Genomic DNA, 24224 nt, shown 5'->3' on the forward strand with positions numbered 1-24224 from the left:
CCCCCTCAGCATGATGGCACGGGCGCGGGGGCGGGCTCCGCCCGGCCGCCCGATGCGGCGAGCGCGGCGCCCACGGCCCCGGCCGGGACGCCCGGCGCGAGCACCTCGAAGCGGGTGGCGAGATCGAGCGCCGCGAGGAACCGCGAGGTCCGCGCCTCGTCGTCGAGGAGGCGCCGGACCGGGTCGAGGAGCCGGGCGCCGAGTCGCGACACCCCGCCGCCGATCACGACGACGTCGGGATCCACGGCGAGCGCCAGCGCGCGGATAGCCGCGGCGGTCCCGCGCACGGCGTCTGAGCGGATCCGTTCCGCGCGCGGATCGCCCGCGTCCGCCGCGTCGAAGAGGTCGCGCACGGGGAGCTCGCCCGCGCCGCCCCAGCGCTCAGCGAGCGCGCCGCCGCCCGCGAGCGTCTCGATGCAGCCCCGCTGGCCGCAGGGGCACGCGCGCCCGGAGGGATCGATGGAGATGTGGCCCACCTCGCCGGCCGCGCCGCGCGATCCGCGGACGAGCGCGCCGGCCTCGACGAGGCCCGCGGCGACTCCCGTGCCGAGGTTGAGGTAGGCGAGCGAGCGGCCGGATCCGCGGAACGCTGCGGCGCCGAGGGCCGCCGCGTTGACGTCGTTCTCGACCGCGACGACGGCGCCGAGCCGCGCCGCGAGGAGCGCCCCGAGGTCGGCGTCGTCGATCCCGAGGTTGACCGCCTGGCGCACTCGCCCGCCGCGCACCTGGCCGGGCACGCCGACCCCGACGGCCGCGGGAGGGGCGGCCAGACCGAGGTCCGCGATCGCGTGGGCGACGCCGTCGACGACGCCCGCGACCCCGCGGGCCGTCGGCCGCCGGGCCTCGGCCACCACCCGGCCGTGCTCGCCGAGGGCGACGGCCAGGATCTTCGTCCCCCCGACGTCGACGCCGACGCGCGGGGGGACGGGGGCCGCCGTCATCCCTTGACCGCCCCGGAGACGAGCCCGCCCGTCATCCGCCCCTGCACGAGCAGGAAGAAGACGACGACGGGGATGCAGATAAGGGTGGATCCGGCCATGACCGCGCCGTAGTTGGTCGCCTCGGTCGCCGACTGGAACGAGTTCAGCCAGGTGGGCAGCGTGAGGTTCTCGTCCTTCATGAGGAGCAGGGCCATCGTGAACTCGTTCCACGACTGCATGAAGGCGAAGATGCCCGTGGAGACGAGCCCGGGGGCCAAGAGCGGGAAGGTTACCCGCCAGAACGCGCCCTGCGCCGAGCACCCGTCGATGCGCGCGGCCTCCTCGAGCTCCATGGGGACCCCGGCGACGAAGCCGCGCAGCGTCCACACCGTGAACGGGATGACGGCGGCCGTGTGGACGAGGCTCAGGCCGATGAGCGTGTTCATGAGGTGCATGTCGTCAATGAGGTTGTAGACGGTGAACATCATCGCCTCGCCCGGGATCATCTGGACGACGAGGATCCCCACGATGAACACGCCGCGCCCGCGGAAGCGGAAGCGCGCGAGCGCGATCGAGGCGAGGAAGGCGAACAGCAGCGCGAACACGACGACGACGGCGACGACGGTGAGGCTCGTGCGCAGCGCGTTCGGGAAGTCGGTCTGACCGGGGGCGGCGGGACGGATCCAGGCCGTGACGTAGTTCAGGAGGGTCGGATCCGACGGCACGAGCGAGGGCGTGCGGCTGATGATCTGGTCTCCCGGGGTGAAGGAGAGGTTGATCATCCAGTACACGGGGAACACCGAGCACGCGATCACGGCGAGGGCGACGAGGTTCAGCGCGAGGCGCGAGGCCCGGCGGCGCGGCCGCCGGCGCATCGGCGGCGCCGCCTTTCCCGTCGTGATGACGCGCGTCGTGGTCGCGCGGGGCAGGAGGGCGGTCATCCCTTGTCCTCTCGGAGCATGAGTCGGATGTTGTACCAGCTGAGGGCGAGCATGATGATGACCATCACGACCCCGATCGCGCTCGTCGCGCCGAAGTCGCCGATGCCCTGGCGGAAGAGGTAGACCGGCAACACGTTCGTGTCCGCGGCGATGCCGCCGCGGCTCTGCAGCGCGTAGACCTGCGTGAACAGCTTCATGTTCCAGATGATCTGGAGGATCAGCAGCCCGCCGAGGACGGGCCGGATGGCGGGGAAAACCACGTACCAGAACCGCTTCCGGCCCGCCGCGCCGTCGAGCTGCGCGGCCTCGAGCGTCTCGGCCGGCACCTGCCCGAGCGCGGCGTAGGTCGTAAACGCCACGAAGGGAATCGCGCCCCAGACGACGATGATCGTGAGGACGAGGAAGAACGTCCACGGGTTGATGAGCCAGGAATGGTTGTGCCAGTTCTGCGTGCCCGTGAGGGTGTTCAGCGCCCAGTTCACGAGCCCGTACTGCGTGTCGAAGATGAACCCCCACACGACTGTCGCCGTCAAAGGAGGGATGGCCCACGCGAGGAGGAGCCCCACCGAGACCGCGATGCGCATGCCGGTGGCGAGCTTCGTCATGAGGATCGCCACGAGCACGCCGCCCGCCATGACGAGGGCGGTCGTGACCACCATGATCCCAATCGTGCGGGCGACGACCTCGGGGAAGTCGCTCTGGGTCATGAGCGCGACGTAGTTGTCGAGCCCGACGATCTCGGGGGCGGTGCCCTGGATCTTGTTGCGGACCTGGTAGTCGGTGAACGACTGCCAGATCATCGTCACGCCGGGGTAGCCGACGAGCAGTGCGATGAGCACGAGGGTGGGCGCGAGCAGCGCCCACGAGGTGAGGGCGTCGCGGCGCCGCCTGCGGCGCTCGCGTTCCTCCCAGGGTGCGGGGGTCGCGAGGGATGTGGTCATGAGGGGATCTCCCGAAAGGGTGCCCGGGGCGGACGGCCGCCCCGGGCACGGATGCTCAGCCGTTGAGGATCGACTCGATCTCGGCGTCGAGGGCGGTCGCGACCTCCTGGACGTCCTCGCCCTGCGCGATCCGCACGAGCGCGTCCTGGATCACGAGGCTCGACTCGACCTCCGCCCAGTTCGGCGAGGTCGGCACGCCCTTCGAGTTCGCGAGCGCGGTGGCCTGCGCCTGCGCGACGGGCGTGTCCGGCAGCGCGTCGGCCGACTCGAGCAGCGCGGGCGTGAGCCCGCCCTCCGCCAGCAGGTCCTGGTAGCCGGCCGACAGCATGATCTCCACGACGGCCTTCGCCTGGTCCTGGTTCGGCGACAGCGCGGCGACGCCGAGGTTGGATCCGCCCGCGAAGATCGGGGCGGTCTCGCCCTCGGTCATCCCCGGCAGCGCGAACGCGCCGAGATCGGCGCCGTAGGTGTCGGGGCAACCGGGGTTCTCGCCGTCGGCGGGGGCCAGGATCGACCACTGCATCCACGCGGGGGCGGACAGGAACGCGGTCTCACCGGCGCAGAACGGCACGTGGGCGTCGGTCTCGACCCCGTCCGCGGGCGCGTTCGATGCCTGCTCGTACACGCTCTGGAGCATCTCCAGGCCCGCGACCGATTCGGGGCTCGACAGCTGCGCGTCCCACGCGTCGCCGTCCTGGACGGCGATCTCGCCGCCGTTCGCCCACACGTAGGGGAGCATGTTGTACCAGTCGCGGCCCGGGGCGTAGATGCCCGAGACGCCGTCGGTGCGGTACCCGATGCCCTGCTCGACGTACTCGTCGAGGGTCGCGGGGAGGTCCTCGCCGTCGACGATCTCGGGCGAGTAGAACACGACGCGCCCGCCGGCGTAGTACGGCGCCGCGTAGAACGAGCCGTCGTAGGTGCCGGCCTCCTCGAGCCCCTGGTTGAGCTCGCCCAGGTCGCCCCGGATGTCGCCCAGGTCCGCGAACAGCCCCTGGTCAATGAACCCGATGGCCTGGGTGTTGCCGACCTCGACGACGTCGGGGGTGTCGTTGGACTGCAGCGCGGCGACGTACGTCTCGGACACGTCGGCCCACGTCTTCTCCTCGAGGCGGAGGGTCCAGCCCTCGTTCTCGCTCTCGAACGTATCGACGAGGTACTCCCGCGCGGTGTCCGGGGTGTCCGTGCCGACGATCCAGACCGTCAGCTCGCCGCCGGCGTCCGCCGTCTCGGCGTCGGCGGATCCGCTCGAGCAGCTCGCGAGGGCGAGCGCCGAGGCGCCGAGGGCGGCGAGGCCGATCACTGTCTTCCTGCTGTGCATGGGGTGTCCTTCTCGTGAGGGTGTGCGGGGGGGTGGTGCGTCATTGCGCGCGGGCGTCCTCGCCCGCGGGAGATCCGCCTAGGCGATCCCGAGTTCGCCGTTCAGGACGAGGGCGACCGCGCCGCGAAGCACGATGTCGTCGCCCTGAACGGACATCCGCACCTCGACGTCCTCGTGGAGGAACGTGCGGGCGCGAAGCGTGTCGGCCGTGGCCTCGCGGAGCGGGCCGTCCAGGCGGTCCGCTGGCCCCGAGAGCACGATCTGCGAGAGGTCGAGGGCGCCGACGAGCGGCGCGACGGCGATGCCGAGGCGCCGGCCGGCGTCGCGCAGCACGGCGTCGGGATCGCCGCCGGCCGCCAGAGCGGCGTCGAGGGCGCGCACGGAGAGCCACGACTCGAGGCATCCGCTGCGCCCGCAGACGCATTCGGGGCCGCCATCGGTGCCGACCGTGACGTGGCCGATCTCGCCCGCGGCGTCCCGCGCGCCGCGCACGAGGGATCCGTTCGTCACGAGACCCGCGCCGACGCCGCGGCCGACCCGGACCACGAGCACGTCGTCGCTGGCGCCGCCGAGGGTGTGCTCGGCGAGCGCCGCGACGTTCGCGTCGTTCGCGACGCGGACGGGAACGCCGAGCGCGTCGGCGAGCCGCTCCTGCAGCGGCAGGTCGTACCAGGCGAGGTTCGGGGAGGACACGACGACGCCGCCGGCCGTGATGACGCCGGGCGCCCCGACCCCGACGCCGAGGACGCGGCCCGGGGCCTCGGCGACGAGCGCGCCGGCGAGGTCGACGGCGGCGGCGAGCGCCGCGTCCGCGTCGCGATCCGCGGGGCGGGGGACGCTGCGGCGCGCGAGCTCGCGGCCCGCGAGGTCCACGACCGCGCCGCGGTACTCCGCGTCGTCCGAGAGGTCCAGGGCGACGACCACGAGGCCCGCGCGATCGAGGTCGACGAGGATCCCGGGCTTGCCGGGACGGGACCCGCGGCGCTCGCCCGTCTCCACGACGAGGCCGTCCGCCACGAGCGCGGCCACGAGATCCGACACGCTCACGCGGGTCAGGCCGGTGGCCCGCGCGAGGTCCGCGCGGCTCATGGCGCCCTCGTGAAAGAGGCGACTCAGCGCGAGGGCCCGGTTGTGGGCGCGGGCGTGGCCGGGCAGCGAGCGCCGGCCGGAGCTGCGGCGCGACGTGTGCTCGGTGCGGGGGGAGGTCATGTTCGTTAGTGGAACTTACAAATTGCGCGAGCGCAAGCCCCGAAATCGAATTTGCGAGTTTTGTTTACAAACTCGTGACATCCCTTCCCCGGGGCGGGAACCGGGTGGTAGCGTCCCCTGCCATGCCCCTCCCCCTCGCCCCGTGGCCACGATCCGTCGACCTCGCCGACGGGCCCGCGCTCCGCGTCCGCGCCGACTCCGCGGCGGCCGCGATCGCCGCCCTCCGGCCGGAGGTCGTGACGGAGGCCGGCCACGGCGACGAGGGCTACGCGCTCGACGTCGACGTCCGCGGCGCGCGCATCCGCTGCTCGGCGCCGGCCGGCGCGTTCTACGCGCGGCGCACCCTCGAGCAGCTCGCCGCGCCCGACGGGGACGGGTTCGCGCTGCCGGCGGTCCGGATCCGGGATCGCCCCCGCTTCGCGTACCGCGGCCTGCTCCTCGACGTCGCGCGCCACTTTCTCGCCCCCGACACCGTCGAGGCGGTCATCGCCCGCGCGAGCGCGCTGAAGCTCAACGCCCTCCACCTGCACCTCACGGACGACCAGGGGTGGCGGATCGCGCTCGAGAACCATCCCGAGCTCGCGCGCGCCGGCGCCGCGAGCTCCGTGGGCGGCGACCGGGGCGGGTCCTACACCGCGGCCGACTACGCCCGGATCGTCGAGTGCGCCCGCGCACACCACATGATCGTCGTGCCGGAGATCGACGTGCCGGGCCACACGCACGCGGTGGGGCTGAGCCACCCCGAGCTCGCGGCCGAGCCCGTGATCAGCGACGAGGTGCGCGCCGTGACGGCGGCGTACGGCGGCGACCTCCCCGCGGCCGGCGAGCCGTACACGGGGCTCGGCGTGGGGTTTTCCTCGCTCGACGCGAACGCCCCCGGCCTCGGGGACTTCCTCGACGAGGTCTTCGCCGACCTGGCCGCGCTGACCCCGGGCCCCTACCTCCACCTCGGGGGAGACGAGGCGCTCGGCACGAGCGCCGAGGACTACCACGCGATGGTGACGCGCGCGGGCGAGGCGGTCGCCGCGACCGGGAAAACGGCCATCGCGTGGCACGAGGCCGGGCGCGCGGCGCTGCCCCCGGGCAGCATCGGCCAGTACTGGGGGTTCCGCACGCCGCGGGATGGGCACGACGACCGGGCGCGCGCGTTCGTCGCGCGCGGCGGGCGGGTGATCCTCTCCCCCGCCGACGCGATCTACCTCGACATGAAGCCGCACGCGGACGCGCCGCTCGGGCTCGTGTGGGCCGACGGGCCGACGAGCCTCGAGCGCTCCTACGCGTGGGAGCCGGCGGGCGTGATCGACGGCATCGCGGAGGACGACATCCTCGGGGTCGAGGCGTGCCTGTGGACCGAGACGGTGCGCACGCTCGAGGACATCGACGCCCTCGCGTTCCCGCGGATCGCGGCGGCGGCGGAGGCGGCCTGGTCCGCCCCCGCGGGCACGGCCGGCAGGTCGTGGGACCACTTCGCGCCCCGCGCGCGCAGCCTCGAGCGCCTCTGGCGAGAGTCGGGGATCGCGGTCGAGGCCACATCGTGAACGGTTCGTAATCGGACGGCGCCCCGTGCCCCGCCTCCCCGCCTTAGCATGAAAGAATCCGCGCCCGCGCGGGGATTCTTAGGGGAGACCACCATGACCGATCTCGCGACGAAGCCGACCTCGAGCGGCGACGAGCCCGCCGCCGGCACGCCCACCGTCGAGTGGGTCATGCCGCCGGAAGCGCCCCGGCGTTCGCGCCGCCGGCTGTGGCTCGGCATCGGGATTCCCGCCGCGGCCCTCGTCGCGGCGTCGGGTCTCGCGGTCGCGTCGACCTTCTTCATCGCGCCGGGCACGACCGCGCTTGGCGTCGACGTCGGACTCTCGACGGCCGCCAGCGCCGAGGACGCGGTCGCGCAGCACATCGCCGAGACCCCGATCGAGGTCACGGCGGGCGGCGCGACGTCCACCTTCACGGGCGCCGAGCTCGGCCTCGCGGCCGACGCGGGCCAGGTCGCGGCCGACACCCTCGCGGAGTACCCGCTGTGGAAGATCGGATCCTGGAGCCCCGGATCCGTCGACGCCGACCTCGCCGTCGACACGACCGTCACGGCGGCGGCGCTGGAGGAGGCGTTCCCCGACGCGTACGCGGCCCCCGTCAACGCCGACCTGTCCTTCGCGGACGGCGCGTACACGGTCGTCGCCGACGAGCCGGGCCTCGGGATCGACGTCGACGCGCTGGCGGCGGAGGTCGCGGGCGAGCTGTCACGCTCGCAGGACGTGCAGGCCCTCGCCGCGGGCGCCGGACAGGCCCCCGCCGCGGACGCGACGATCCGCGTCGAGGCGCAGGTCGTGGAGCAGGCCGCGGCCTTCACCGCCGCGGACGCCGAGGCCGCCGCGGCCTCGCTCAACGACACGATCGCCGGCGTCGAGTTCACCCTCGACGGCGACGTCGTCGACGCCGCCCCCGCCGATCGCGTCGCCTCCTGGCTCACGGTCTCGGTCTCCGACGCGGGCGACGTGGCCGTCGCGGCTGACGCCGACGCGATCCAGGCCTACGTCGATGAGCTCCCCGAGAAGGTCGACCAGAAGCCGGTCGACGCGGAGGTCGTCACGAACGCGGCCGGCGACCCGCTCCTGGCGAAGGTCGAGGGACAGGACGGATACCAGATCTCGTCGACCGAGGGCATCGGCGCGGAGCTCGCCGGATCCCTCGAGGCGCTCGAGGCGCAGCCGGTCGCCCTGGCCGGCGAGAAGGTCGCGCACGAGACCACCGAGATGTTCCGTCGCGCCGTCGTCAACAAGGGCGAGGGTATGGCGTACTTCTACGAGACGATCGACGGCGGCGACGAGCGCCTCGTGAAGTCGTTCCCCATCGCCATCGGCCGCGAGGGCTACGACACCCAGGTCGGCGAGTTCACCGTGTACGGCCAGCTGACGATCCAGAACATGGGCTCGTGCGACGCGGACGGGAACTTCGTCGAAGGCGGGGCGTTCGACTACTGCACGCCCGACGTGCCCTACCCGACCTATTTCAACGGCGACCAGGGCTTCCACGGCACCTACTGGCACGACAACTTCGGCGCCGGGGCGCGCATGAGCCACGGCTGCGTGAACCTCACGGTCTCCGCCTCCGAGTGGGTGTACTCGTTCCTGCAGGTCGGCTCGCCCGTCTCCGTCCGGGCCTGATCCGATCGGTTCCGCGCGGGCGCGGCGTCCTCTACAGTGACATCATGAGCGAGCTGCACGTCGAAGAGCTGTCGGCCGACACGATCGTGGCGGCGAATAGCCTCAGCCTCAAGCCGGGCCAGGAAGAGTTCATCGCGCCCACCACGTACGCCGTGGCGATGGTCGTCGCCGACCCGCAGAAGACGTGGCAGCGCGTCGTGCTCGACGGCCGCGAGGTGGTCGCGTTCGTGCGCGCCTACTTCGACGACGAGTCGCCGACGGAGTACCTGCGCGCGGCGCTGTGGCGCATCAACGTGGACGCCGAGGCGCAGGGTCGCGGCGCGGGCCGATTCGCTGTCGACGCCGTCATCGCGGAGGCCCGCAAGCGCGGCTTCTCGCGCCTGACCGTCGTGTACGAGGCGGGCGACGGCGGCCCCGAGGCGTTCTTCCGCCGCGTGGGTTTCCGGCCGACGGGCGAGAGCGACTACGGCGAGGTCGTCGCCGAGATCGCCCTCTGACCGCGGCGCGCGCACGAGGCGCCCCCTCCGGCGTGGGCCGGAGGGGGCGCCTCGTGCCGCTTAGACCAGCGAGTCCTCCCACGCGCGGTGCAGCTGGGCGAACCGGCCCTCCCCCGCCGTGAGCTCCGCCGGGGATCCGTCCTCGATCACGCGCCCGTGCTCCATCACGAGCACGCGGTCCGCGATCGCCACCGTGGACAGGCGGTGCGCGATGATGAGCGCCGTGCGGTCGGCGAGGAGCGTCTGCAGGGCGTTCTGAATCGCCCGCTCGGACGGGATGTCGAGCGAGGCGGTCGCCTCGTCGAGGATGAGGACCGCCGGATCCGCCAGGAACGCGCGCGCGAACGACACGAGCTGGCGCTGCCCCGCCGAGACGCGCCCGCCGCGCTTGTTCACGTCGGTGTCGTACCCGTCCGGTAGCTGCTCGATGAACTCGTGCGCGCCGACCGCCTTCGCCGCCCGCACGATCTCCTCGGGCGAGGCGCCGGGGCGCCCGAGCGCGATGTTGTCGGCGACCGTGCCACTGAAGAGGTACGCCTCCTGGGTGACCATGACGATCGCGCGGCGCAGGTCGGCCGGCGAGAGGTCGCGCAGGTCGACCCCATCGAGCGCGACGCGCCCGCGGGTCGGGTCGTAGAAGCGCGAGACGAGCTTCGCGAGCGTCGACTTGCCGGCGCCCGTGGTGCCGACGAGCGCCACGGTTTGCCCCTCGGGGATGTCGAGGCGGAAGTCCGGCAGGATCGTCTTGCCGTTCGCGTAGGAGAACTCGACGTCGTCGAACAGCAGGTGTCCGCGGGCGCGCTCGAGCGCGACGGGCGAGGAGGGATCCGGGACGGACGGCTCCTCCTCCAGCACGCCGGAGACCTTCTCGAGCGCGGCCGAGGCGGCCTGGAACGAGTTGATGAACATGGCCACCTCCTGCAGCGGGGTGAAGAAGTTCCGGACGTACAGCACGACCGACAGCAACAGGCCCACGGAGAACTCTCCCCACGTGATCCGCACCCCGCCCCAGAGGACGACGGCGCCGATCGCGAAGGCCGAGATCGCCATGAGGGCGGGCTCGAAGGTGCCGAACAGGCGGATGACGCGCATGTTGGCGTTGCGGTAGTCCCACGCCAGGCCGCCGAAGATCTTCTCGTTGCGCGGCTCCGTGCGGAAGGCCTTGCCGGCGCGGATCCCCGTCATAGTCTCGACGAACTTCACGATCACCTGCGCGCTGATCACGCGGGTCGACCGATAGGCGACCTGAGAACGCCGGTAGAACCAGCGCATGAGGAGCGCGAGCGGCACGAGCGAGGCGACGATCACGAGCCCCGACTGCCAGTCGACGATCGCGAGCGCGATGAAGGTGAACACGCCGTACAGCACGCCGTTGACAAGCTGGGTGAGCCCACCGTTGAGGAGCTCGCGGATCGTCTCGAGGTCGCTCGTCTGGCGCGAGATGATGCGCCCCGAGGTGTAGGTCTCGTGGAACTCGAGGCTCAGGCGCTGCGTGTGGCGAAAGACGCGCGTGCGGAGGTCGAGCAGCACGTTCTGGGTCACGCGCGCCGCGAGCAGGTCGTACCAGGCGAGCAGCGCCGCCCCCGCGACGGCGGTCACGGCGTAGGCCGAGGCGACGAGCCAGGTGGGCCCCCAGTCCGCGCCGTCGAGCACGGCCGGCAGCGCGGCGTTCAGGCCGATGCCGAGCAGCGCCGGCCCGAGCACGCGCACGCCCGTCTGCGCGACGACGACGACCGCCACGAGCACCACGCGCCACTTCATCGGCGCGAGAAGCGAGACGAGCAGCCGCCAGGAGCGCCGGCGGATCGCGGCGCTCTCCTCGCGCGTGTAGTCGTTGCGGTCCTCGCCGGACACGCCCTGCACGGAGGCACCCATCACGCGCCCTCCCTCTCGGTGATGATGTCGATCTCGGAGGTCGGATCCGTGCGCTGGGCGCTGTCCTCGCGCTCGTCGCGCTCGAGGCTCGAAATCACCGACCGGTAGCTGGCCGAGCGCGCCATGAGGGCGCTGTGCGTGCCCACGTCCGCGATGCGCCCGTCCTCGAGGAGCGCGACGCGATCGGCGAGCGCGACCGTCGAGGGCCGGTGCGCGACGACGAGCGCCGTCGTCCCGGCGAGCACGCGGCGCAGCTCACTCTGGACCCGCTCCTCCGTGTCGACGTCGAGCGCCGAGAGGGGGTCGTCCATGACGAGCACGCGCGGCCGGGCGGCGACGGCGCGCGCGAGCGCGAGCCGCTGGCGCTGGCCGCCGGACAGGCTCATCCCCTCCTCGCCGATCATCGTCTCGGCGCCATCGGGCAGCCCCGCGACGAACTCGGCCTGCGCCACGTCGAGGGCCTCGCGCATCACGCGCTCGGCCTCCTCCGAGAAGGCGTCGAGGTCGTCGCGGCCGAGGAGGACGTTCTCGCGCACGGACGCGGAGAACAGCGTCGCGTCCTCGAACGCCGTCGCGATCTGGGTGCGCAGGTCGACGAGCGCGAGGTCGCGCACGTCGACGCCGTCGAGCGTGACGGATCCGCCCGTGACGTCGTACAGGCGCGTCGGGAGCGTCGTCAGGGTCGTCTTCCCGGAGCCGGTCAGGCCGACGAGGGCGAGCGTCTCGCCCGGGACGAGCTCAAGGTCGATGCCGTCGAGGAGGTCGCGCTCGTGGGGCCGGGCGTCCTGGTAGCGGAAGTGCACGCCGCGGAACGCGAGCGCGCCGCGCGGCTCCGCGATACTCCGGGGCTCCGCCGGATCCGTGATCGTCTCGACAGCGTCGAAGACCTCGAAGACGCGGTCGGTGGCCGTCCGGGCGTCGAGCATGAAGGAGAACAGGAAGCCGATCGACTCGATCGGCCAGCGCAGGATCGTCGCCATCGCGAAGAACGCGAACAGCTGGGAGACGTCCATCTGGCCGTTCGCGGTCAGCCAGATGCCCGCAGCGAGGCTGACGGCGAACGCGAGCTCCGGCATGAGCACGAGCACGAAATCGACGCCCGCGATCGCGCGCGCCTTGCGCATCTCCGTGCCGCGCAGGCCCTCGGCCTGGCGCGTGAAGCGCGTGAGCGCGTGCGGCCCGCGACCGAAGGCCTTGAGCACGCGGATCCCGTGGACGCTCTCCTCGACGCTCGTCGCCAGGTCGCCCTGCTGGTCCTGGCTGCGGCGCGTCAGCACGCCGTAGACCTTCTCGAACCGGAATCCCTGGATCCACAGCGGGATCCCCGAGACGACGAAGATCGTGCCGAGCAGCCAGTGCCACTGGAACAGGAGGACGGATCCGATCACGACCGTGAGGACGTTCACGACGAGCATGATCAGCCCGAACGCCATCCAGCGCCGGATGAGGCCGATGTCCTGCATCATGCGGCTGAGGAGTTGCCCGCCCTGCCAGCGGTCGTGGAACTCGATGGGGAGCTTCTGCAGGCGGTTGTAGAAGGCCGAGCGCACGTTGAACTCGATGGCCGTCGCGGGCGCCAGGACAAACCAGCGCCGCAGGTACACCATGAGCGCCTCGAGCAGGCCGAGGCCGAGCACCGCGAGGGCGCCCCACACGACCGCGGACGTCGCCCCGGAGGCGATGGGGCCGCCCACCACCCACTCCAGCACCGTCGGGATCGCGAGCGCGACGATCGACGCGGCCAGCGCCGAGAGGCCGCCGAGGCCGATGCGCGGAAGGTCGCGCCGCGCGAACGGCACGAGCCGCGCGAGCGCGCGGTGCAGCGGAAGGCGCGCGGGTGCGCCGGAGGTTTCAGATGACATCACAGCCCCGTCAGGTGAACGCGGTCGCGGACGCGACAGCCTTCCAGCTTATGTCATCCTGGGCGCGCGCGGCGAGGATCCGATGAACCCGCCGCATACGACAGCGGGCGGGGCGCCGAAGCGCTCCCGCCCGCGGCCGGGAGGGCTTAGTGGAAGAAGTGGCGCTCTCCCGTGAAGATCATCGTCACGCCGCGCTCCTTCGCGAGCGCGATCGTCTCCTCGTCGCGCACGGATCCGCCCGGCTGGATGATGACCTTGACGCCCGCGTCCATGAGCACCTCGGGGCCGTCGGAGAACGGGAAGAACGCGTCGGAGGCGGCGATCGATCCCGCCGCCCGGTCGCCCGCGCGCTCGACCGCGAGGCGGCAGGAGTCAACGCGGTTGACCTGGCCCATGCCGATGCCGACCGTCGCGGAGCCCGACGCCAGGACGATGGCGTTCGACTTCACGGCGCGGCACGACTTCCACGCGAACACGAGGTCGGCGAGCGGCACATCGGGCTCGTCGCCCGCGACGACGCGCCAGTCGCTCGCCACCGACGCGAAGTCGTCCTCGGGGAAGAGGTCGGCGTCCTGCAGCAGCAGGCCGCCCGAGACGAGGCGCACGTCCATGCGCTCCTGCTTCCAGCCGGCGGGGAGCTTGAGGAGGCGCAGGTTCTTCTTCGCCGCGAACAGCTCGAGCGCGGCCGGCTCGAAGTCGGGCGCGACGATGACCTCGGTGAAGATGTCGCGCAGGTTCTCAGCCATCTTCAGGGTGACCGTGCGGTTCGCCGCGATCACGCCGCCGAACGCCGACAGCGGGTCGCACTCGTGGGCGCGCAGATGCGCGCTGGCGATCGGATCGAGCGCCTTGGGGTCGGCGACCGCGATGCCGCACGGGTTCGCGTGCTTCATGATCGCGACGGCGGGCAGCACCATGTCGTACGCGGCGCGCAGCGCGGCGTCGGCGTCGGTGTAGTTGTTGAACGACATCGGCTTGCCCTGGAGGAGCTCGGCCTGGGCGATGCCGTGCCCGCCGACGCGGCTGTAGATCGCGGCGCGCTGGTGCGAGTTCTCGCCGTAGCGCAGGTCGTCGATCTTCTCGGCCTGGATCGTCAGGTGGTCGGGGAGGTGCTGCTCGCCCGCGAGCGTCTCCTCGGCGAACCACTGCGCGACGGCCGTGTCGTACGCCGCGGTGTGCGCGAAGGCGCGGGCCGCGAGCTCCTTGCGCTCGGTGAGCGTGGTCCCGCCCGCGGCGATCGCCTCGATGACGGCGGGATAGGACGCGGGACTCACGACGATCGCGACGTTGGCGTGGTTCTTCGCCGAGGCGCGGACCATCGCGGGGCCGCCGATGTCGATCTGCTCGACGACGTCGTCGCCCTGGGCGCCGGAGGCGACCGTCTCGACGAAGGGGTAGAGGTTGACGACGACCAGCTCGAAGGGCGTGATCCCGAACTCGCCCAGCTGCTCCTCGTGGTGCGCGAGGCGGATGTCGGCGAGCAGGCCGCCGTGGACGCTCGGGTGGAGCGTCTTGACCCGGCCGTCGAGCATCTCGGGGAATCCGGTGATGTCCGCGACGTCGCGCACCTCGTGGCCCGCCTCACGGATCCGCGCGGCCGTGGATCCGGTCGAGACGATCTCGACGCCCGCGTCGGCGAGGGCCTGCGCCAGCGGCAGCAGGTCGGTCTTGTCGCTCACGGAGACGAGGGCCCGGCGGATCGGGACCCGGTCGCGGTGACGGTAGAGCGAGGGGTCGTGGCTCGGACCGGCCATGATGATCTCCTTGGGGTGGTGCGGGAGGACGCGGCTCAGGCCCGCGCCCCGGTGAGGTCGATGTCGCCCGTGGCGATGCGGCGAACGACATCGATGAGCAGGCGGCGCTCGACGGGCTTGATGCGGGCGTGGAGGCTCTCCTCGGTGTCGCCCGGCAGCACGGCGACGCGCTCCTGCGCGAGGAGGGGACCCGTGTCCACGCCGTCGTCGACCTGGATGATGCTCGCGCCCGTCTGGTCGACGCCCGCCGCAAGCGCGTCGCGCACGCCGTGCGCGCCGGGGAACTCCGGCAGGTAGGCGGGGTGGGTGTTAATGATCCGCGGCGCGAACTCGCTGACGACCTGGGGCGGGAGCAGGCGCATGAGGCCGCTCAGGACGATGAGGTCGGGCTCCCAGGCGCGCAGCTGCTCGGCGAGCGCCTCGCCCCACTCCTCGCGCGTCGAGAAGGCGGTGTACGGCACGGAGAAGGACGGCGCACTGAAGTCGGCCGCGTGCTGCAGGCCGGGGGCGTCGCGGTCGGCCCCGACGACGACGACGCGCGCCGGGTAGGCGGGGTCCGCCGTCTGCTCGAGGAGGGCTCGGAGGTTCGAGCCGGTGCCCGAGATGAGGACCGCAACGTTCAGCACTCCCCCAGTGTACGCACGCGGCTCGGCCGCCCGTGCCGCCCGGCGCCTCAGGCGGGATCGGGCTCGGTGTCGGCCCCGTCGGCGTCGGCCGGCGCCGCGCGCCCGGCCGTCAGCCGGCCGGCGGGCGCGAGGAGCAGGATGCTCGCGCCGACGAGCGCCTCGAGCCCCAGCGCGAGGGCGACGGGGCCCGGATCCGGCCCCACCTCCGCCATCCTGCCCGGGCCGAACGCGCCGCTCGCGCACGCCGCCGCGAGCGCGCCCAGCGCCCCGACGACCGCCGCGATGCCGCCCGCGATCGCGAGGCGCGGCAGGACCGGCTCCGCGCCGGCGCCGTCAAACGCCCATTCCCGGGCAAAGGCGCGGCGACAGACCCCGCCCGCGACCGCGGCGAGGGCGACGGGGATCGCGACCAGGACGAGCTGCCAGGCGGATCCGCCCTCCGGCAGGAGCCCCAGGATCGGGATCCCCGGGACGACGCCGAGCGACACCCCGGCGGGCGAGACGGCCGTCGCGGTGCCGACCGCGAACCCGGGCCCCGCGAGATAGGCCACGACCCAGACGATCGCCGTGGGGAGGTACGCGAGGTGCACGAGCGTGAGCGCGCCGGCGCCGACCGCATCGACGCGCGCGCGCTCGAACAGCGCGATCACCTCGCCGCCCCGGACCGCGAACAGCGCGGCGAGGACGACGCCCGCGACGGCGACGAGCCCCATGGCCACGATCCCGGCTCCGCGGAGCACGAGCGCAGGCACCTCTCGCCAGGCCGGGCCCGACGCGTCGAGCGCGTCGTGCAGGCGATCGAGCGGGCCGCCGTCCCCGGCGTCCCACGCGCGCGGGACGGCGCCGAGGAGGAAACCCGCCGCGTAGACGGCCGCGGGCAGGACGATCGCCTGCCACGGCGTCACCGCCGCGACGGGCGCGGCGCCGGAGGCCCACACGACGACCGCGGCGACCGCGAACGCGGCCGTTCCCGCCCCGAACCCGCTCCAGGGTGCGCCCGCGTCGACAGCGCGGCGCCCCGACCGCGCGGCGAACAGGAGCGAGAACAGCGCGAAGGCGAGCGGGGCGACGCTCACCCAGAAGGCGGCCCCATTCGGGTCGATGCCCACGGCCGCGGCCCCGGCGTCGTCGAGCGCGATCGACACGGGCACGAGGTGCCCCAGCTGCCACACGCGCGCGGTCGTCGGCCACAGCGCCGACCACGCCCCCTCCCCGCCGAACACGGCGAGCCAGACGAGGACGAGGGGGGCAAGGATCGCCCCGAGCGCGGCGGCCGCGCAGACCATCGCGTCGACGACGGCGAGCAGGGCGATGGTCAGGCGGTGCATGGCCGTTCGAGGCTACCCGCGCGGGCGCCCGATGCCGCGCAGGCGCCCCGCGAGAACGCCACGAGGCCCCGCTGGCGGCGGGGCCTCGTGGGTGCTGCGGGGGGGGGATCAGAGCGACTGCATGATCTCCCGCATGAGCTGGGCGGTCTCGCTGGGCGTCTTGCCCACCTTCACGCCCGCGGCCTCGAGGGCCTCCTTCTTGGCGGCGGCCGTACCGGCGGATCCGGAGACGATCGCGCCCGCGTGGCCCATCGTCTTGCCCTCGGGGGCGGTGAAGCCCGCGACGTATCCGACGACCGGCTTCGTGACGTGCGCCTTGATGTAGTCGGCCGCGCGCTCCTCGGCGTCGCCGCCGATCTCGCCGATCATGACGATCGCCTTCGTCTCGGGGTCGTCCTCGAACGCCTGCAGCGCGTCGATGTGCGTCGTGCCGATGACCGGGTCGCCGCCGATGCCGATGGCGGTCGAGAAGCCAAAGTCCTTCAGCTCGAACATCATCTGGTACGTCAGGGTGCCCGACTTCGAGACGAGGCCGATCGGGCCCTTGCCCGTGATGTTCGCGGGCGTGATGCCCGCGAGCGCCTCGCCCGGCGTGATGATGCCGGGGCAGTTCGGGCCGATGATCCGGGTCGCGTTGCCCTTCGACTGCGCGTAGGCCCAGGCCTCGGCGCTGTCGCCGACCGGCACGCCCTCCGTAATGACGACGAGGAGCGGGATCTCGGCGTCGATCGCCTCGATCATCGCGTCCTTCGTGAACTTCGGCGGCACGAACGCCACGGACGCGTTGGCGCCGGTCGCGGCCATCGCCTCGGCGACGGAGGCGAACACGGGCAGCTCCACGTTCTCGCCGTTCTGGTCGACGTGCGAGACCGTGGTGCCGGCCTTGCGGGCGTTGACGCCGCCGACGATGTTCGTCCCGGCCTTGAGCATGAGGGCCGTGTGCTTGGTGCCCTCACCGCCCGTGATGCCCTGGACGATGACCTTCGAATCCTTGTTCAGGTAGATCGACATTTCGTAGTCCTTCGTATCGTCTCAGGCGTTGGCCAGCTCGGCGGCCTTGTCGGCGCCCTCGTCCATGCCCGCGGCGAGCGTGACGAGCGGGTGGTCGGCGGCGGCGAGGATCGCGCGCCCCTCCTCGACCTGGTTGCCGTCGAGGCGCACGACGAGCGGCTTGGTCGCCGCGTCGCCGAGGATTTCGAGCGCCTTCACGATGCCCTCCGCGACCGCGACGCAGCTCGTGATGCCGCCGAAGACGTTGACGAAGACGCTCTTGACCTGCGGGTCGCCGAGGATCACGTCGAGGCCGGAGGCCATGACCTGGGCGTTCGCGCCGCCGCCGATGTCGAGGAAGTTGGCGGGCTTGACGCCGCCGTGGTTCTCCCCCGCGTAGGCGGTGACGTCGAGCGTCGACATGACGAGGCCCGCGCCGTTGCCGATGATGCCGACCTGGCCGTCGAGCTTGACGTAGTTCAGGCCCGCCTGCTTGGCCTTCGCCTCGAGCGGGTCTGCCGCGCCCTTGTCCTCGAGCTCCTCGTGCTCGGGGTGGCGGACCTCGGATCCGTTGTCGTCGAGCGACACCTTGCCGTCGAGCGCGACGATGTCGCCCTCGCCCGTGAGCACGAGCGGGTTCACCTCGACGAGCGTGGCGTCCTCGCCCTTGTACACGTCGAACAGCTTCACGAAGACGGCGGCGACCTTCTCCACCAGCTCGGCGGGGAAGTTCGCGGCGCGGGCGATCTCGATCGCCTTCGCCTCGTCGATGCCCGTCAGCGGGTCGACCTCGACGCGTGCCAGGGCCTCGGGCTTCTCGACGGCGAGCTGCTCGATCTCCATGCCGCCCTCGACGCTGCACAGCGACAGGTAGCTGCGGTTCGCGCGGTCCAGCAGCACCGAGAAGTAGAACTCCTCGGCGATGTCGGCTCCGGCGGCGACCATGACGCGCTGCACGACGTGGCCCTTGATGTCGAGGCCGAGGATCGCCTTCGCCGCCTCGTACGCCTCATCGGGGGTCTTCGCGACCTTGACGCCGCCGGCCTTGCCGCGGCCGCCGGTCTTGACCTGCGCCTTGACGACGACGACGCCGCCGATCTTCTCTGCCGCTGCCTTCACCTCCTCGGGGGTGTCGGCGACGATGCCGGCGAGCACCGGCACCTCGTACTTCTCGAAAAGGTCTCGAGCCTGGTACTCGTAGAGATCCACGTTGCATTCCTTCGGTGGGGCACGGGGAAAGAGGCAGCCGCGCTCGTGGGTTGGACTGTCTCGATGTCGAGAGACCTCGACCAGTCCCCCAGCCTACTACCGCGAAAAACCGCCGCCGTGCACGACGACGAGCGCCCCGCGGACCCATCGGTCCGCGGGGCGCTCGTGAGGCGCGAGGGCTACTTGGCGCTCTTCATCATGGGCAGCGCCATCGCGAGGCACACCGCGAGGATCCCCGCCGTGAAGATGACGGCCTGGAACGAGGTCGCCATGAAGGCAACGGCGAACAGCGCGAGTCCGCCGACGAACAGGATCAGCGACAGAATGAACATCATGTGGGTCAGCCCTCCGGGAAAGTCTGATCCCCAGCCTACCGGCTGTCGTCGGTCGACAAAGACATCGCGCCGGGCGGAGTCGGGCCCCTAGCCTTCTCCCCATGGCAACGGAGCACCTCCCCGGCGAGCGCCACGGCGCGTACGCCGTCACCGAACCGCTCGGCACCGACTACTACGACGTCTTCGCCGACGTCACGGGCACCGACCGCGACGCCTGGGCGCGGGCGCGCCGCGTGTCCGACGACCTCGCGCCCGAGATGCTCGCGGCGTGGGACGCGGCCGCATACCCGCACGAGCGGATCCTCTCCGCCCTCGGGTCCGCGGACCTCCTGGGCGACGGGATCGCACACGAGGGCCTCACCCCGATGTCGCCCCTCGCCGCGGGGCTCGTGAACATGGAGCTCTCACGCGTCGACGGATCCGTCGGCACGGTGCTCGCCGTGCAGGGTGGGCTCGCGCTGCGCACGCTCGCGCTGTACGGCTCCGACGCGCAGAAGGAGCGCTACCTCGGCCCGCTCTCCCGCGGCGAGATCCCGGGCGCGTTCGCGCTGACCGAGCCCGACCACGGGAGCGATTCGACGGGGCTCGAGACCACGGCGACGGCGGAGGCGGGCGGCTGGGTGCTGCGCGGCGCGAAGAAGTGGATCGGCAACGGCGCCTCGGGCGGGATCACCTTCGTCTGGGCGCGGATCGTGTCGCCCGGCGATCCGGACGACCAGAAGGTGGGCTGCTTCCTCGTGCCGCAGGAGACGCCCGGCTACCGCGGCACGGTCATCTCCGGGAAGGTCGCGCTGCGCGCGATCCACCAGGCACACATCGCGCTCGAGGACGCGCAGCTGGACGGATCCGCCCGGCTCCCCGGCGCGCATTCCTTCGCGGACACCTCGCGCGTGCTGTTCGCCACGCGCTCCGGCGTGGCCTGGTCGGCCCTGGGCCACGCGACGGCCTGCTACGAGGCGGCCCTGTCGTACGCGCGCGAGCGGATCCAGTTCGGGCGCCCGCTCGCGGGGTTCCAGCTCGTGCAGGAGCGCCTCACGCGCATGCTGTCCCAGCTGACGACGATGCAGCTGTTCTGCCGCCGCCTGGCCGACCTCGAGGCCGCGGGCGCGCTCCGCCCGACGCAGGCCTCGCTCGCGAAGTACACGAACACGCGCCACGCCCGCGACATCGCCCGCGAGGCCCGTGACCTGCTCGGCGGCAACGGAATCCTGCTCGAGAACCGGGTGATCCAGCACCTCGCCGACATCGAGGCGATCCACACCTACGAGGGCACCGAATCGGTGCAGGCCCTCCTCATCGGCCGCGACATCACGGGCGTCGGCGCCTTCGTCTGAGGCGCGCTACCGGCGCAGCACGCGGCGCGCGATCGCGTTGCCCGCGGCCTGCACGATCTGCGTGACGATGACGATGGCGATGAGCGCCGCGATGATCACGACCCAGTCGTTCTGGCGCTGCCCGTAGGCGATGGCGTAGTTGCCGACGCCGCCGCCCCCGATCATGCCCGCGACCGCCGACATGTCGATGACGGCGATCGTGACGAAGGTGTAGCCGAGGATGAGGGATCCGAGGCCCTCCGGCAGGATCACGGTGAGGATGATCCGCCAGGGCCCCGCCCCCGTGGCGCGGGCGGCTTCGATGACTCCGGGGTCAACGCCGACGAGGTTCTGCTCGACGATGCGCGCGACCGCGAAGGTCGCCGCCACGGAGATCGCGAGGATCACGGCCGTGTTGCCGATCCCACTCGAGAGCACGAGGCGCGCGAGCGGCTGCAGCACGGCGAGCAGGATGATGAACGGGATCGGCCGGACGGTGTTGACCAGCGCACCGAGCACCCCGTAGACGACGGGCTGCTGCAGGATCGCGCCGCGCCGCGTGACGGTCAACGCGATGCCCACCGCGAGGCCGACGATGCCGCCGATGACGAGCGAGGCCGCGACGAGCCAGAGGGTGATCGCGGTCTGCTCGAGGATGTCGGGCAGCACCTCGGCGATGCGCTCGGACAGGTCGTTCATGCCGCCACCTCCGTCACCGTCACGCCGGGGCCGATGCCGCCGAGCGCGCGCGAGATGGCCTCCGCGTCGCCGCGCACCGCAATCGTGAGGAGCCCGTAGACCCGGCCCTGGATGTCGTCGACGCCGCCGTGGACGAGGTGGAAGTCGACGCCCTCGCGCGCGAGCGCCTGGAAGACGCGCGCCTCGGAGGCGCCGGCGTCGGTGAAGGCGATCGTGAACAGGCGCCCCTCGGTGCGCGCGGCGAGGTCCGCGAGCGCGTCACCCTCGGGCAGCGCGCGGACGACGGTGCCCACGAAGCGCCGCGCCGTCTCGGTCGCCGGGCGCGTGAACACGTCGTACGTCTCCCCCGTCTCGACGACCCGGCCCCGCTCCATGACCGCGACGCGGTTGGCGAGCCGCGCGATGACATCCATCTCGTGCGTGATGACGACGATCGTGATGCCGAGCTCGCGGTTCACGCGCGCGAGCAGGTCGAGCACGCCGTCCGTCGTCTCGGGGTCGAGCGCGCTCGTGGCCTCGTCGGCGAGGAGGATGGTCGGCTCGGCCGCGAGCGCGCGGGCGATCCCCACGCGCTGCTGCTGCCCGCCCGAGAGCTGCTCCGGGTAGGCGTCTTCGCGATCGGAGAGACCGACGAACCGGAGGAGCTCTTGTACGCGCGCGTCGCGGCGCTCCCGGGGCCAGCCCGCGACCTCCAGCGGATACGCGACGTTGCCGCGCACGGTGCGCGAGGAGAGCAGGTTGAACCGCTGGAAGATCATGCCGATGCCCTGGCGGATCGCGCGCAGCCGGCGCTCCGGCAGGGCCGTGATCTCCACGCCGTCGATCTCAATGGATCCGCTCGTCACGGGCTCGAGGCCGTTGATGAGGCGCACGAGGGTGGACTTTCCCGCCCCCGAGTACCCGATGACACCGAAGACGTCGCCGCGCTCGATGGCGAGGGAGACGCCCTCGACGGCGGCCACGGGGGTCGCCCCGCGCCGGGCCGGCGGGTAGGTCTTCGTCACGTCGGTGAGGGTGATGTGCGCCATGGCTCCTCGGTTCGCCACACGGAAACGGTGCGCGGGCGGCCGGGCCGCCCGCGCACCAGGGTATTGCTCCCGGCTGGGGACGGTCAGCCCGCGTCGCGGGCGGCGTCCTCGACCTCGGCGAGCGAGGCCTGCAGCTCGTCCTTCGGCGTCGTGGCCGGCACGGCGGTGCCGCCGGAGACCTCGATGACGCCGTCGAGGACGTCCTGGTTGGTCTGGTAGATCTCGACGAGGCGGTTCAGCACCTCGTCGTCGACGTCGTCGGCGCGCGTGGCGAAGATGTTCACGTACGGCTGGGCGGACGGATCCGCCGGGTCGTCCTGGAAGATCGCGTCGTCGCTCGTGAGCCCGGCGGCCTCGAGGAAGTCGTTGTTGATGATGGCCGCGTCGGCGTCGGGCAGCGACGGGGCGAGCAACGCCGCGTCGAGCGCCTTGACCTCGACGCGCGACGACTCGGCGATGACGTCGTCGAGCGTCGAGAACGGGCTCCCGCCGTCCTCGAGCTCGAGGAGCCCGGCCGACTGCAGCACGAGGAGGCCGCGGGCCTGGTTCGTCGTGTCGTTCGGGACGAGCACGGTGCCGCCCTCGGGGATCTCCGCGATGTCGTCGAACTCGGCGGAGTACAGGCCGAGCGGGTAGGTCACGGTCGCGCCGATCGGCTGCAGGTCGTCGCCCGCGGCGACGTTGTAGTCGGCGAGGTAGATCACGTGCTGGAACTGGTTGATGTCGAGCTCGCCGGCGGACAGCGCGGGGTTCGGCTGCGTGTACTCCGTGAAGTCGACGAGATCGACGAAGATGCCCTCGTCCTCGGCCGCCGCGGTGTAGGTCTCCCAGTACGGATCGCTGGCGCCCACGACGCCCATCTGGACGGGGTTCTCCTCGGAGCCGAGCTCGGCGTCGGAGGCGCCGGTGGCGCATCCGGACAGGGCGAGGACGCCGGCGACGGACAGCGCGGCGAGCGAACGGGCACGGTGGGACATGGGGGTGCTCCTTGTGTGGACGGGCCTCGAGAGTAGGCACGCCGCGCCCCGGGACGCGAACTCGCGCGACACACGGCGCAATGCGCCGCGGGCCCCTCAGTCAGTCGCCGGCGGCGAGCGGGTCTTCCCCCGCGTCGGCGGCGAGGGCGAGAACCGGATCCAGTTCCTCGCGGGTGAGCGTAATGAGGGGGCCCGCGGGGTCGAGGAGGAGACCGCCGAGCTCCGGGTGGTCCACGAGCACCCGCGCGATTTTCTCGATGCCGAAGGGCATGGCGCGCTCCGTCCGCCCCTGCGCGACGACCTCGAGCGGGTGCGAGTAGACCTGGAGCAGGCGCGTGCCGTTGGCCAGGCGCGCCTCGGCGATGCCCATCTTCGACTCGTCGTCGGGCGACGGGCCGACCGCAACCCACAGCGGAGGGCGCTCGGCGAGGACCGCGGCGACCTTCTTCGGGGTGTCGGTGTCGCGCGGCTGGGCGAGCGCCGCCTTGACCCGCAGCTCGGGGTCGGCCTGGCCGAGCGCGCGCTCGAGGACCTCGCGCGGCAGCACGATCCGCCGCGGGGCCGAGGCGCCATCGACGATGAGGCCGTCGAAGCCGTTGTCGATCATGTGGCGCAGGATCATCCCGACGGGCTGGGCCACGGCCGACGTGGCCTGATTGCCATCGGCCTTCACGGCGTCGGAGAGCGCCCGGCCCGAGCTGAACACGAGCATGTAGCTCTTGTCGCCGTTCTTCGCGACGCCGAAGGACAGCGTCGCGCGGCCGCCCTCCTCGATCTGCTCGCGCACGTCGCCCGTGACGCGGAGGAAGATGTGGCCGTGGAGCAGCTGGCGCGCGACGCCGAGCAGCTGGGCGGGCGTCGGCTTCTCGGGCAGCGCCGCGAGCGCGTCGCGCAGGAGCGTGTTGTCGCGCAGCCCCTTGACGGTCTCGACCTGGGCGGGCGGCGCCGCGGGTGCGAGCGGGAGCTCGCGCGCGGGGGTGCCCTGGGACGGCCGCGCGGCGGGCGCGGGCGGATCCGCCGGCGCCGCGTCCGCCGCCGCGCCGGGCGCGTCCCGCGCCGGGCCGGAGCCCGCCCCGACGCCCCGGAACGACGAGAAGGAGATGTTCACCTCGGGGGTCGGCTCACCCGCGGCCTCGGCCGACTGGTCGCCGTCCGTGGCCTCCGGGGCGGGCGACTCCTCACGCCGCGCGTCGTCGCCGTCGTCGGACTTCTTCTTTCGCGAGAACAGACCCATG

At 72.5% G+C, this 24224-nt stretch carries 21 protein-coding genes; 4 read left to right on the top strand and 17 right to left on the bottom strand.

The window, feature by feature from the left end; all coding sequences use genetic code 11:
- Window positions 1-5: 5 nt before the first annotated feature.
- The 5 genes from G8E01_RS10495 to G8E01_RS10515 form a co-directional block, all read right to left on the bottom strand.
- Entirely contained in the window at window positions 6-941 is a 936-nt protein-coding gene (locus G8E01_RS10495; RefSeq protein ID WP_166319415.1) for an ROK family protein, read from the bottom strand.
- Entirely contained in the window at window positions 938-1795 is an 858-nt protein-coding gene (locus G8E01_RS10500) for a carbohydrate ABC transporter permease (protein WP_166319864.1), read from the bottom strand. The genes G8E01_RS10495 and G8E01_RS10500 overlap by 4 nt, the downstream gene beginning before the upstream one ends.
- A 62-nt stretch (window positions 1796-1857) precedes the next feature.
- Complete coding sequence (locus G8E01_RS10505; RefSeq protein ID WP_166319417.1) at window positions 1858-2802, bottom strand: carbohydrate ABC transporter permease; 945 nt, start codon at window positions 2800-2802, stop codon at window positions 1858-1860.
- A 55-nt stretch (window positions 2803-2857) separates the two neighbouring features.
- On the bottom strand, window positions 2858-4123 hold the full coding sequence (locus G8E01_RS10510) for an extracellular solute-binding protein (RefSeq protein ID WP_166319419.1): 1266 nt from the start codon (window positions 4121-4123) through the stop codon (window positions 2858-2860).
- Window positions 4124-4201: 78 nt separating this feature from the next.
- A complete protein-coding gene (locus G8E01_RS10515; protein WP_166319421.1) occupies window positions 4202-5332 on the bottom strand; it encodes an ROK family transcriptional regulator in 1131 nt (376 codons plus the stop codon).
- 122 nt (window positions 5333-5454) lie between these two features.
- On the opposite strand from G8E01_RS10515, the gene G8E01_RS10520 reads away from it, so the two are divergent.
- From G8E01_RS10520 to G8E01_RS10530, 3 genes are all read left to right on the top strand, one after another.
- Complete coding sequence (locus G8E01_RS10520; RefSeq protein ID WP_166319423.1) at window positions 5455-6870, top strand: family 20 glycosylhydrolase; 1416 nt, start codon at window positions 5455-5457, stop codon at window positions 6868-6870.
- A 93-nt stretch (window positions 6871-6963) separates the two neighbouring features.
- A complete protein-coding gene (locus tag G8E01_RS10525; protein WP_166319425.1) occupies window positions 6964-8496 on the top strand; it encodes a L,D-transpeptidase family protein in 1533 nt (510 codons plus the stop codon).
- 44 nt (window positions 8497-8540) lie between these two features.
- Window positions 8541-8993 (top strand): GNAT family N-acetyltransferase, encoded by a 453-nt coding sequence (locus tag G8E01_RS10530; protein ID WP_166319427.1) that lies wholly within the window; start codon window positions 8541-8543, stop codon window positions 8991-8993.
- Between the two features lie 60 nt (window positions 8994-9053).
- On the opposite strand, the gene G8E01_RS10535 is transcribed toward G8E01_RS10530, so the two are convergent.
- From G8E01_RS10535 to G8E01_RS10570, 8 genes are all read right to left on the bottom strand, one after another.
- Entirely contained in the window at window positions 9054-10868 is a 1815-nt protein-coding gene (locus G8E01_RS10535) for an ABC transporter ATP-binding protein (RefSeq protein ID WP_205827556.1), read from the bottom strand.
- A complete protein-coding gene (locus tag G8E01_RS10540) occupies window positions 10868-12730 on the bottom strand; it encodes an ABC transporter ATP-binding protein (RefSeq protein WP_166319431.1) in 1863 nt (620 codons plus the stop codon). The genes G8E01_RS10535 and G8E01_RS10540 overlap by 1 nt, the downstream gene beginning before the upstream one ends.
- 146 nt (window positions 12731-12876) lie before the next feature.
- Window positions 12877-14484: a bifunctional phosphoribosylaminoimidazolecarboxamide formyltransferase/IMP cyclohydrolase gene (gene purH, locus G8E01_RS10545; protein WP_166319433.1), complete on the bottom strand. Its 1608-nt coding sequence runs from the start codon at window positions 14482-14484 to the stop codon at window positions 12877-12879.
- Between the two features lie 35 nt (window positions 14485-14519).
- Window positions 14520-15110: a phosphoribosylglycinamide formyltransferase gene (purN, locus tag G8E01_RS10550; RefSeq protein ID WP_166319435.1), complete on the bottom strand. Its 591-nt coding sequence runs from the start codon at window positions 15108-15110 to the stop codon at window positions 14520-14522.
- 47 nt (window positions 15111-15157) lie between these two features.
- Window positions 15158-16438 carry a cell division protein PerM gene (locus tag G8E01_RS10555; RefSeq protein WP_166319437.1) on the bottom strand — a complete coding sequence of 427 codons (1281 nt, stop codon included), beginning with the start codon at window positions 16436-16438 and terminating at the stop codon, window positions 15158-15160.
- Window positions 16439-16546: 108 nt separating this feature from the next.
- Entirely contained in the window at window positions 16547-17449 is a 903-nt protein-coding gene (gene sucD / locus G8E01_RS10560) for a succinate--CoA ligase subunit alpha (protein ID WP_155049200.1), read from the bottom strand.
- Between the two features lie 21 nt (window positions 17450-17470).
- The gene (gene sucC, locus G8E01_RS10565; protein WP_166319439.1) at window positions 17471-18637 is read right to left on the bottom strand and encodes an ADP-forming succinate--CoA ligase subunit beta; all 1167 of its coding nucleotides are present in this window, start codon (window positions 18635-18637) and stop codon (window positions 17471-17473) included.
- Between the two features lie 179 nt (window positions 18638-18816).
- Entirely contained in the window at window positions 18817-18972 is a 156-nt protein-coding gene (locus tag G8E01_RS10570; RefSeq protein ID WP_155049197.1) for a hypothetical protein, read from the bottom strand.
- Between the two features lie 101 nt (window positions 18973-19073).
- Here G8E01_RS10570 and G8E01_RS10575 point away from each other — a divergent pair, with 101 nt between their 5' ends.
- Window positions 19074-20306: an acyl-CoA dehydrogenase family protein gene (locus tag G8E01_RS10575; protein WP_166319441.1), complete on the top strand. Its 1233-nt coding sequence runs from the start codon at window positions 19074-19076 to the stop codon at window positions 20304-20306.
- A 6-nt stretch (window positions 20307-20312) separates the two neighbouring features.
- Here G8E01_RS10575 and G8E01_RS10580 read toward each other — a convergent pair whose 3' ends face one another.
- From G8E01_RS10580 to G8E01_RS10595, 4 genes are all read right to left on the bottom strand, one after another.
- Window positions 20313-20984, bottom strand: coding sequence for a methionine ABC transporter permease (locus tag G8E01_RS10580; RefSeq protein WP_166319443.1), 672 nt, complete (start codon window positions 20982-20984; stop codon window positions 20313-20315).
- Window positions 20981-22012 carry a methionine ABC transporter ATP-binding protein gene (locus G8E01_RS10585; RefSeq protein WP_166319445.1) on the bottom strand — a complete coding sequence of 344 codons (1032 nt, stop codon included), beginning with the start codon at window positions 22010-22012 and terminating at the stop codon, window positions 20981-20983. The genes G8E01_RS10580 and G8E01_RS10585 overlap by 4 nt, the downstream gene beginning before the upstream one ends.
- A gap of 83 nt (window positions 22013-22095) precedes the next feature.
- On the bottom strand, window positions 22096-22989 hold the full coding sequence (locus G8E01_RS10590) for a MetQ/NlpA family ABC transporter substrate-binding protein (protein WP_166319447.1): 894 nt from the start codon (window positions 22987-22989) through the stop codon (window positions 22096-22098).
- Between the two features lie 100 nt (window positions 22990-23089).
- Window positions 23090-24223 carry an SseB family protein gene (locus tag G8E01_RS10595; RefSeq protein ID WP_166319449.1) on the bottom strand — a complete coding sequence of 378 codons (1134 nt, stop codon included), beginning with the start codon at window positions 24221-24223 and terminating at the stop codon, window positions 23090-23092.
- Between the last annotated feature and the right edge of the window lies 1 nt (window position 24224).

Origin of the sequence: Microbacterium excoecariae (assembly GCF_011326725.1) — a bacterium.
GTDB classification, from domain to species: domain Bacteria; phylum Actinomycetota; class Actinomycetes; order Actinomycetales; family Microbacteriaceae; genus Microbacterium; species Microbacterium excoecariae.